The sequence below is a fragment of the Klebsiella sp. EMBS2024 genome (genome assembly GCF_036233805.1).
GTDB lineage: Bacteria > Pseudomonadota > Gammaproteobacteria > Enterobacterales > Enterobacteriaceae > Klebsiella > Klebsiella pneumoniae.
In genome coordinates, this window is sequence record NZ_JAZARW010000001.1 from 2,751,154 (window position 1) to 2,761,046 (window position 9,893).

9 protein-coding genes are annotated in these 9,893 nt (G+C 60.2%); 5 read left to right on the forward strand and 4 right to left on the reverse strand.

Annotated elements, in window-relative coordinates; all coding sequences use genetic code 11:
• Positions 1-267: 267 nt before the first annotated feature.
• The 4 genes from asmA to alkA form a co-directional block, all read right to left on the reverse strand.
• A complete protein-coding gene (gene asmA / locus VZP09_RS12705) occupies positions 268-2,115 on the reverse strand; it encodes an outer membrane assembly protein AsmA (RefSeq protein WP_117242896.1) in 1,848 nt (615 codons plus the stop codon).
• A gap of 30 nt (positions 2,116-2,145) precedes the next feature.
• Positions 2,146-2,727, reverse strand: coding sequence for a dCTP deaminase (gene dcd, locus VZP09_RS12710; protein ID WP_004151145.1), 582 nt, complete (start codon positions 2,725-2,727; stop codon positions 2,146-2,148).
• A gap of 90 nt (positions 2,728-2,817) precedes the next feature.
• Positions 2,818-3,459 (reverse strand): uridine kinase, encoded by a 642-nt coding sequence (udk, locus tag VZP09_RS12715; protein ID WP_002912442.1) that lies wholly within the window; start codon positions 3,457-3,459, stop codon positions 2,818-2,820.
• Between the two features lie 114 nt (positions 3,460-3,573).
• Positions 3,574-4,422: a DNA-3-methyladenine glycosylase 2 gene (gene alkA, locus VZP09_RS12720; RefSeq protein ID WP_328795187.1), complete on the reverse strand. Its 849-nt coding sequence runs from the start codon at positions 4,420-4,422 to the stop codon at positions 3,574-3,576.
• 137 nt (positions 4,423-4,559) lie between these two features.
• Between alkA and yegD the strand changes: the two genes are divergently transcribed.
• From yegD to VZP09_RS12745, 5 genes are all read left to right on the forward strand, one after another.
• The gene (yegD, locus tag VZP09_RS12725) at positions 4,560-5,912 is read left to right on the forward strand and encodes a molecular chaperone (protein ID WP_016531337.1); all 1,353 of its coding nucleotides are present in this window, start codon (positions 4,560-4,562) and stop codon (positions 5,910-5,912) included.
• A 289-nt stretch (positions 5,913-6,201) separates the two neighbouring features.
• Positions 6,202-8,058 carry a sensor histidine kinase gene (locus VZP09_RS12730; RefSeq protein ID WP_029884353.1) on the forward strand — a complete coding sequence of 619 codons (1,857 nt, stop codon included), beginning with the start codon at positions 6,202-6,204 and terminating at the stop codon, positions 8,056-8,058.
• A 14-nt stretch (positions 8,059-8,072) separates the two neighbouring features.
• The gene (locus VZP09_RS12735) at positions 8,073-8,774 is read left to right on the forward strand and encodes a response regulator transcription factor (RefSeq protein WP_004151141.1); all 702 of its coding nucleotides are present in this window, start codon (positions 8,073-8,075) and stop codon (positions 8,772-8,774) included.
• A 237-nt stretch (positions 8,775-9,011) separates the two neighbouring features.
• Complete coding sequence (locus VZP09_RS12740; protein ID WP_032409828.1) at positions 9,012-9,152, forward strand: small membrane protein; 141 nt, start codon at positions 9,012-9,014, stop codon at positions 9,150-9,152.
• 115 nt (positions 9,153-9,267) lie between these two features.
• Positions 9,268-9,879 (forward strand): helix-turn-helix transcriptional regulator, encoded by a 612-nt coding sequence (locus tag VZP09_RS12745; protein WP_328795188.1) that lies wholly within the window; start codon positions 9,268-9,270, stop codon positions 9,877-9,879.
• Positions 9,880-9,893 lie beyond the last annotated feature (14 nt).

Genomic DNA, 9,893 nt, shown 5'->3' on the forward strand with positions numbered 1-9,893 from the left:
GCCTGATGGCGCTNCGCTTATCAGGCCTACGGAATGGCGAACTAATCGGGGTATGGCACCCTCCGTATAATCCAGGCCGGGTCAGTCCTAGCTGCCACACTGCCTGATGGCGCNNCGCTTATCAGGCCTACATTAAGTGGCGACGCAAACGGATGATATTGCGCACATCCCAGGCCGGGTCAGGCGCAGCCGCCACCCGGCATCATCGTTACATCAAACGTTGACGATAAACACAGCCCGGAAACTTCCGGGCCGCGGGGGTGGGAATTACAGCTTATCGAGCAGCTTTTTGGCATCGTTGCCGTCTTTGCTGCCTTTATTACGCTCAACCCAGTCGTTGAGGCGCTGCTTCGCTTCATCCTGCAGCTGTTTGCGCAGGATCTGGTCGACCTGCAGACTGTAGCTCAGCGACTGCCACTCGCCGTAGATGCGCAGCGGGATAGCGGTCTGTTTCAGGCGGTCGATAAGCTTGCCCTCCCCTTTCCAGCCGCCGAGCACGCGCACGTTGAAGCGCATATCGCAGTTCTCTTTCTGCAGATCGAGCTGTCCTTCGCCGGTCATCGCCATCACGTCGGACTGCCCCTGCAGGCGGTTCAGCGTCACCAGCCCGTTATCCAACATCAGCCGGCTGCTCACGGAATCCAGGCGGGTGGCATTGTCGTAATTTTCCTGCGCCCGCACGTTGGTGCTGCGCTCCACGGCCTGCTGCACCAGCTGCTGGAAGTTCAGCCCTTCGGTGCGGGTATCGGCCATCTGGAGCTGAGCCTGTCCCTGCCAGTGGCGACGGAAATCATCGGCGTCAATGCGCGTTCCGGAAAATTCGCCGCTCAGCGACAGCTTGCCGGTCAGGTTTAAGGAATAGTTAAAGGCTTTGATCAGCGAACCGATCTCCACATTCTGCAGCGCCGGCTGGAACGTCGCCAGCGGCGTGTCGCCGCGGGCATCAAGGGTGCCAGGGAGAGAGAGCTGCCCGCCGTCAAGATTGCCCTGCATTTTGCTGACCGTCAGCAGCCCCTGCTGGTTGCTGATTTCGCTCTGCACCTGGGTGAAGTTCAGACCGCGCCACTGCAGCTGGTCGGCGCTCAGGGCCATTCGGCCGTTGAAGCCGCGCAGGCTCTGGTAATCTTCGCGCTCATCGCTGTCGGCGATCACCGGGCGCAGCGGTCGCGTCTGACTCTGGCCCTGCTGACTGGCGCTACTGTCCGTCGCCGGCGACCTTTGCGCCAGCAGACTATCGAGATCGAGAGTGGTGGCGTGCAGATCCAGCGACCAGTCCGGGCGGTCTCCCAGCACCACGCTGCCGCTGCCGGTAACGGTGCTGCGGTTAGCCATCAGATTCAGGTTGTCAAAACGCAGGGTCTTGTCATCTTCCTGCCAGCTGGCCTGCAGACTCCCCTGACCATTAATGCCGTCCGGTGGGAGCTCGGCGCCGCGCAGCTGCCAGCTAAGCTGGGTAAAGTCGGCTTTTAAGGAGTGCGGATAATCGCCGCCCTGCACGGTGGCGGAGAAGTTCAGCGCCAGGTCGCGCTGGTCGCGGTTCACCCGGCCGGAGAAATCCACGGTGGCCCGGTGATTCTCATCCTGCTCCATCTGCAGACGGATATCGCGCACGGTCACCTGCTCGCCGTTCTCATGCTGGAAGAAGAGCACGCTGTCGGCCACCTGCAGCTGACGCACATCATAGGACCATCCGCGATCCTCCGGGGCCAGCGGCAGGGTGTTATCATGCGGCACCACCGGCGCTGAGCTGTCGCGAACCGCCTCGGTTTTCGGGGTCAGCTGGATCACCGCGCCCTTGAGCATCACCTGCTTCACCTGCAGCTGATGCGAGAGCAGCGGCAGCAGCGCCACGTCGAGGCGCATATTGTCGGCGCGGATCACCGGCTCTTCGGCGCCTCGGGCGGTCAGCGTCATCCGTCCGCTGAGAATGCTGAGCTGCGGCCAGACGTGCCAGCGCAGCGGGCCATCAAGGTCAAGCTGATAACCGCTGCGCTCTGCCACCTCATGCACCATATAGGCGCGAAAATCGTTGGGATTGACCAGCAATACCAACGAGGTAAGCCCGGCGACAATGACCGCCAGCAGGATCATCAGCGTTGTCAGTATTCGTCTCATGGCACCCTCAGCAACACCCCGTTGACGTTATCAATCCTTGTCGATTCGGCTCGCCACCGCGCCCTGCTGGTCGCGATATTTGGCGTCTTCGCGGCGGTTATACGGCCGGGCCGCCGGGCCCGATAACGGCTCAAAGCTCAGCGCGCCGATAGGCATCCCCGGGCGCAGCGCCAGCGGCAGCTTGCCAGAGTTGTAAAACTCAAGCACGATGCAGCCGGACCAGCCTGGGTCGATACGGTGCGCGGTAACGTGCACCATCAGCCCCAGGCGCGCCAGCGAGGAGCGTCCGTCCAGCCAGCCTACCAGGTCGGCAGGCAGGGTGACAGACTCGTAGGTCACCGCCAGCGCCAGTTCGCCCGGATGCAGGAAAAAGGCTTCCCCTTCCGGCAGGACGATCTCTTCGCTCATCACCCGGTCCAGCGCGGCGCTGACCTCGGCCTTCGGGCCGCTTAAATCGATAAACGGCGCCGTGTGACCACGGAAGGTGCGGAATTTATTACCCAGCCGTACATCAACCGTCGCGCCATTAATACGCTCAACGGGCGGACGCGGATTGATGGCGAGTCGCCCTTCATCCAACCAGGCTTCGATATCTCGGTCACACAGACGCATGGGCTTTCTCCTTATAAGGCTGCTTCCCGCACGCTTCGCGGCGGAGAGGGCAACAGGGCTACTCTTTGCACGTTACACAATTCGGCCAGGTTATTCAAAAAACTGACTGATTTTGGCCTTCAGAATATCAATAGCGATGCGGTTTTTGCCGCCGCGCGGCACGATGATGTCGGCATACTGCTTCGACGGTTCTATAAACTGCAGGAACATCGGGCGCACGGTTTTCTGATACTGGGCCATCACCGAATCCATGGAGCGGCCGCGCTCGTTAACGTCGCGCTTAATACGGCGCATCAGGCAAATATCGAGCGGGGTGTCGACGAAAATAGAGAAGTTAAGCTCGTTACGCAGGCGCGCGTCGGTCAGCAGCAGGATCCCTTCAAGAATGATCACCTTCTTCGGCTCGACGTGAATGGTGTTCGGCGTGCGGGTATGCTCGACGTAGCTATAGACCGGCAGTTCAATCGGCTGGCCGCTTTTCAGCATCTGCAGGTGCTGGAACAACAGACTGTGATCCATTGAGCTCGGGTGGTCATAGTTGGTTTTGACGCGCTCTTCCATCGACAGATGACTTTGATCTTTGTAATAGCTGTCTTCCGGAATGACGCCAATATGTTCGTCGCCAACTTGTTCACGCAATTCGCGATAGAGAGTACTGGCGATAAGACTTTTGCCAGAAGCCGATGCGCCGGCGATACCTACAATGACGCACTGATGGGACATATCAGTCATAAATTTTTGCGACCTGATTAACCTGGATAGAGATGGAGGGTGGCGGCGGACCGCCAAACGCGGCAATTATAGGGATTTCAGCGTCCCGATACCAGTGGTATGCGCCCCGGACGGCTATTCCGCCGCCGGGATCCAGTCATCGGTATACCAGATATGCAACAGCGCATACGATCGCATCGGCTGCCAGCGACGGGCATAGCGAGCGATGGCGGCCGGGGTCATTCCCGGAAAGCGCTGTTTAATCAGGTAATCATCCGGCAAAAAGATATCTTTCGCCTGCCAGCCGCGCAGAGCAAAGTAGTTTGCCGTCCAGCGGCCAATCCCGGGCATGCTCTGCAGTTGACGCAGCCCGGCGTCAATGTCCGCTGGCGCCTTCAGGGGCAGCTCGCCGCTGAGCGCCGCCCGGGCGAGGTGGATCAGCGCCTCCGCGCGCCGAAGCGGCATTCCCAGCGCCTTCAGCGCCTGCGGATCGGCACGGGACAGCGCCTCTGGCGTCGGGAACAAGACATAGCCGGGNGACTCCGCCAGCGGTTCGCCCCAGCCAGCCGCCACTTTGGCGGTGAGCCGGGCGGCCATCGCCACGCTCACCAGCTGGCCCAGCACCGCGCGCACCGCCTGCTCGAAGGCATCCAGCGCCCCCGGCAGGCGCAGCCCCGGCCGCGCCTGCGCCAGGTCGCCCAGCGTGCGAGCGACCTGCCGCGGGTCGCAGGCTAAATCAAACAGCTGGCCAATTCGCGCATAGCAGATCTCCGCCACCGGTTGCAGCCCCGGGGAGAGGGTCACCCGCAGGCCCTGCGCCTCCTCGTCCGGTGCCAGATGAATCAGCCCGCGATGCCCTTCAACGCCAAAGCTGCGACTATAGCCTCCTTCATCAAAGCGCTCGACGCCGGCGACGGCACGCGCCTGCAGAAAACCAACCATCCACGCCCAGTCGTAAGGCGGGGTCCAGGGTAACAGCACCATAAGCTCTCCTTTATATAGCGTTACAATGATAGTCGCCCTTGACCGTCAGCGCCTTGCTTTTAAATTCCAGTTGTCGGCTTGGCGACGATCCGCTAAAGTCGCCCCCCTTCTTCACCGGCATGGGGATTTTGCAGACGATGTTTATTGGTTTTGACTACGGCACCGCCAACTGTTCGGTGGCCGTGATGCGGGAAAACACCCCTCAGCTGTTGACACTGGAAAACGGCAGCGCCCTGCTGCCCTCGATGCTCTGCGCGCCAACGCGCGAAGCGGTCAGCGAGTGGCTCTATCGCCATCATGATGTCCCCACCCACAGCGACGAAAACCAGGCGCTGCTGCGTCGGGCCATCGCCGCCAACCGCGACGAAGACATCGAGGTGCTGCGCAACAGCGTGCAGTTCGGTCTCGCCTCGCTGCATCAGTATGTTGAAGATCCGGAAGAGGTCTACTTCGTTAAATCGCCAAAATCCTTCCTCGGCGCCAGCGGGCTGAAGCCGCAGCAGGTGGCCCTGTTTGAAGACCTGGTCTGCGCGATGATGCTGCACATCAAACTGCAGGCCGAAAGCCAGCTTCCCGAGCAGATCGACCAGGCGGTGATTGGCCGACCGATTAACTTCCAGGGCCTCGGCGGCGACGACGCGAACGCCCAGGCGCAGGGGATCCTTGAGCGGGCGGCTCTCCGCGCCGGTTTCCGCGATGTGGTTTTCCAGTTTGAACCGGTGGCCGCCGGGCTCGATTTTGAAGCGACCCTCAATGAAGAAAAGCGGGTGCTGGTCGTCGATATCGGCGGCGGGACCACCGACTGCTCCCTGCTGCTGATGGGCCCGCAGTGGCGGGAGCGCGCCGACCGCCAGCAGAGCCTGCTCGGCCACAGCGGCTGCCGCATCGGCGGTAACGATCTCGACATTGCCCTGGCCTTCAAATGCCTGATGCCCCTCCTCGGCATGGGCGGCGAAACGGAGAAAGGCACCGCGCTGCCGATCCTTCCGTGGTGGAACGCGGTGGCCATCAACGACGTGCCGGCGCAGAGCGATTTCTACAGCACCGCCAACGGCCGTCTGCTTAACGATCTGCTGCGCAGCGCCCGGGATGCCGACAAGGTGGCTCTGCTGCTGAAGGTCTGGCGCCAGCGTCTCAGCTATCGTCTGGTGCGCAGCGCCGAAGAGAGCAAAATCGCCCTCTCCAGCGCCGCCAGCGTCGAAACCGCGCTGCCGTTTATTCAGGACGAGCTGGCCACCGCCATCGCCCAGCAGGGTCTGGAAGCCGCGCTGGATCAACCGTTGACCCGCATTATGGAACAGGTGCAGCTCGCGCTCGACAGCAGCCAGACCACCCCGGACGTGATCTATCTTACTGGCGGCAGTGCCCGCTCGCCGCTGATCAAAAAGGCGCTGACCGCCCAGTTGCCGGGGATTCCGCTGGCCGGTGGCGATGATTTTGGCTCGGTAACCGCCGGGCTGGCCCGCTGGGCGCAGGTGGTTTTCCGCTAACCCCAGCCCACCGCCGCCGCGCAGCAGGTCTGTCCTGATCCTGCCGATGCAGATTACGCTGGAATATTCCTGGTCTCCCACGCAAAATGGCCTGTTCGTCCGGACAGGCCTGTCCACTTTTCCCCCCTTCCGGGGGCGTATTATCCATACCGTAGCCAGATGTCTGCGGTCTGTATCGTTGGCTTGCCGCAAGGGGGCGTGATTGAAAAGGGTGTCTGCGATCTTCGCGGCGGTCCGGCGTTGCCGGCCGCAGTTCCTGGCAGGCTGGCTGCTCAGCTGTGGATTATTCTTGCTGCTGGTCGCCCCACAGGCGCAGGCGGCGACGCGCCAGGTGGGCATTGATATTCCGGTCCAGTGGTACGCGGACGCCAGCGGCCAGATGACCATCGATCGCTTCGCCGCCCTGCCCACAGACCAGCTCGCCACCACCCGGCAGATCCCCTCCTTTGGTTATTCGCGAAAAACCTGGTGGCTGCGCAGCGAACTGCCGGGAACGTGGTTTGCCGGGGAGCCGCGCTGGCTGCAGCTGGGCCCCTCTTTTGTCGACCATCTGACTATTTACTACCGGCCTCTGGGCAGCGATGCCCCCTGGGCACAGCGCACCTTTGGCGACCGCGACGGCGCCCGCGAGAGCGACCTGCACTGCCGCGAAAGCGTGCTGATCCTCCCCCCGCCGCCGACCGCCGCCGGCTATGAGGTGGTCTTTCGCCTGCAGAGCACCAGCACTCTGATCCTGCTGGCCTCGCTCTCTTCGCCGCAGGAATTTGTACAGCGGGCGACCGCCGACACCGCGTTCTGGAGCTTCTATTTCGGCCTGGCCGCTGTCGCCAGCGGCGTGGCGCTGTGGCTGGCGCTGGCCCTGCGCCGGCGTCTGCTGTGGGGCATCTGTCTTTTCTCGCTCAATTATCCGCTGGTGGCCGCCCTGCACGGCTTCCCGGAGTGGTTTTTCGGCCACGCGGCGCTGCCGTTCCAGGACTTCATGATCAGCAGCCTCTCCCTGTTCAGCTATGCTACCGCCCTCTGGCTGCACAGCGAGATTTTTGATTTGAAGAAGAATATGCCGCGGCTTCATCAGCTACTGATCGCCGCGGTGGTGCTCAACCTGGTGCTGCAGGTCAGTATTCCGCTCGGGTTTTACGGCTTCGCGATGCAGATTGAAGGGGTAGTATTCATCATTATCACCCCGGTGCTGCTGTTCACCTCCTGGTGGCTGTGGCGCAAAAAAGCTATCGACCGTACCACCCTGCTGCTGGGTCTGCTGCCGCCGTTCTATGTCGTCGCCGCGGTGCTGGTGCAGTTGTCGATCCATGGGATTATCCCGTTCCATATGGCGATCTTTTCCCTCTGGCAGTACGCGCTGATCGTCCACATCATTACGGTGCTGATCATTGCCATCCTGCGGGTGCGTGCTGAAAACCGCCAGCTGGAGCAGAAGCAGCGCCTGGCGCGCGAACTGCAGATTGAGCGTGAAGCCAGCTTCCACCAGCGGCAGTTTATGGGCATGGTGGCGCACGAATTCCGCACCCCGTTGGCGGTGATCCAGGCGGCGCTGGAGAATCTTCGCCTCTCGGCGGCCTCGACCAGCCAGGAGGCGCGCTTCGATCGCATCGGCCGCGCCGCCACCCGCCTGGTGCAGCTCACCGATAACTGCCTTGCCGACGCCCGGCTCGCCTCCCACGATCTGCACGTCGAGCGCCAGCAGACCGCCCTGCTGACGGTAATCAACATGGCCGCCTCGGTAGTGGCTATCTCCCATGATCACTACCTGAACATCCGCCAGCACGGCGCGGTGGAAAGCCCGCAGCTGCAGGCCGATGCCGGCCTGCTGTGCATCGCTATCGCTAATCTGCTGGATAACGCCGTCAAGTATTCGCCCCCCGGTGAAATCGCCATCGATATTCATTCCGATGCCGGGCAAACGGAGCTGCGCATTCGTGACCACGGCCCGGGACTCCCCGCCGGACAGGCGGAACTGATCTTTGAGCGCTACCGCCGCGGCGAGCACACATCGCCGGTGCCAGGCGGCACCGGTCTCGGACTGTATGTTGCGCGTCAGATAGTGCAGGCTCATGATGGCAAACTGTGGCTGGCCGAGCATGGCCCGGACGGCTGCACCTTTATTCTCACCCTCCCCACGGTTGCTTAAGAGGAGAACGACGTATGGCTTTACGGCTGGCGATAATTGAAGATAACGCCGATCTGCTGGATGAACTGCTGGCCTGGCTGGGCTATCGCGGCTTCGAGGTGTGGGGGACGCGCAGCGCCGAAGCCTTCTGGCGGCAACTGCACAGCCATCCGGTGGATATCGTGCTGGTTGATATCGGCCTGCCCGGCGAGGATGGCTTCAGCGTACTGAACTATCTGCATGAGCTGGGGCACTACGGTCTGGTGGTGGTCAGCGCCCGCGGTCAGCAGCAGGATAAACTGCAGGCGCTGAGCCTTGGGGCCGATGCCTATCTGATCAAACCGGTAAACTTCGCCCATCTTGCCGAGACCCTCACCGCCCTCGGCGCGCGCCTGCGCCAGGACCGTCCGGCGGCTCCGCCTGCGGAGGCGATCGGCACGCCGCCGGCCGTCTCCCCCGGCAGCTGGCGTCTGCAAGAGGATAAACTGATTTCACCCGACGCCCGGACGCTGGAGTTAACCCAGCAGGAATATCGCCTGGTGGAGCTCCTGATGCGCAATCGCAACGAAGTGTGCAGCAAACTGGATCTCCATGCCTGCCTGTTTTCCCATGAAAGCGAGCCTGACCTGCACCGGATCGACGTGGTGGTTAGCCGCCTGCGTCACAAGGCACGCCAGCAGGGGATCCACCTGCCCGTTCGCGCAATCTTTGGTAAGGGACTGGCCTTTATTTCCTGAACGACGGGGCGCGTCGGCGGCCGCGCGGGATATAAAAAACTCGTAAGTGTTAATTTTTCTCATTTTCTGAGAGAAATGAGAGGAATGAGACTGACGATGACCTTAAGAACTTTCTTATAGTACTAGCACATCAGGATGATGGCGTAAGATTTTCACGGGACAGAAAAGCATATAACAAAACGTATTAGCCGTTCGCGGCAAATTCTGACACCATGCAACACAATCAGGGTAACAACGATGGCCATGCAAACGTGGTTAGTTTTATTGCTATGCATTTTTTTGTTCAGCATCTCTGTATACAGTTTTATTTCCTATCTGAAAGACAGGAGGCGGCAGAAATTGACTTTTAACGATAAGCGTTCGATGCGTCGTAAATAATTCACTTTAAAATAATAAAAAATTATTGTAGGTACTTTTATATCTTCAACACATCGCATACGCCCGGAGGATTTGTCACAGCATGGCGTTATGTTTTGCGTAAGGAAATAACGCCATGAGAAACATTAATGTCACCATCAACACCCGCAACGCCTTTGTCCGTGAATCGCTGGTAGCCATGGTCAATGACCTCACCCGGGGCGATCTGCGGGCGCGTTTTTCCTGGCATAACACCGATCTGTCAGCTGAAGATATCATTATCTGCGAAGTGATCCCCGGGGAAATATACCTGTGTAATACCCTGATTAAGAACAGAAAAAGAGGAAGCTCGCTGATTATCCTCCATAGCTATGACCAGCTGCCGGAAGATGAGTTCATGATTAACTGCCTGAAAGGGGTCATTTTTGTTTCGCTAAAAACGGCCAGTATTCCGCAATTGCTGACGATCATTAAAAGCGAGCTCCAGCATTGTATGACCCCCACGGCTACCGACGCCGCAGGCCGGGAACTCAGCTGCGCCAGCTGTCCGCATCGCGTGTTATCGCGATCGCAGACCGCCGTAGTGCACGGTATTCTCGAAGGGCTGGATATGAGTAAAATCGCCGCCCTGCAGCGTGTGAGTCCCCGCACCACCGCCTATCATAAGAATAAGATCATGGAAAAATACAGCCTGAATAATAATCATGAATTTTTCCAGTTTATGAATCTTTTACGTGAGCGCTGGTAGGCAAACAGCAGCAC

Excerpts from the sequence above, each read along its gene's own strand:
- asmA (WP_117242896.1), bottom strand. The coding sequence starts at position 2,115 with ATGAGACGAATACTGACAACGCTGATGATCCTGCTGGCGGTCATTGTC.
- dcd (WP_004151145.1), bottom strand. The coding sequence starts at position 2,727 with ATGCGTCTGTGTGACCGAGATATCGAAGCCTGGTTGGATGAAGGGCGA.
- udk (WP_002912442.1), bottom strand. The coding sequence starts at position 3,459 with ATGACTGATATGTCCCATCAGTGCGTCATTGTAGGTATCGCCGGCGCA.
- yegD (WP_016531337.1), top strand. The coding sequence starts at position 4,560 with ATGTTTATTGGTTTTGACTACGGCACCGCCAACTGTTCGGTGGCCGTG.
- VZP09_RS12735 (WP_004151141.1), top strand. The coding sequence starts at position 8,073 with ATGGCTTTACGGCTGGCGATAATTGAAGATAACGCCGATCTGCTGGAT.
- VZP09_RS12740 (WP_032409828.1), top strand. The coding sequence starts at position 9,012 with ATGGCCATGCAAACGTGGTTAGTTTTATTGCTATGCATTTTTTTGTTC.
- VZP09_RS12745 (WP_328795188.1), top strand. The coding sequence starts at position 9,268 with ATGAGAAACATTAATGTCACCATCAACACCCGCAACGCCTTTGTCCGT.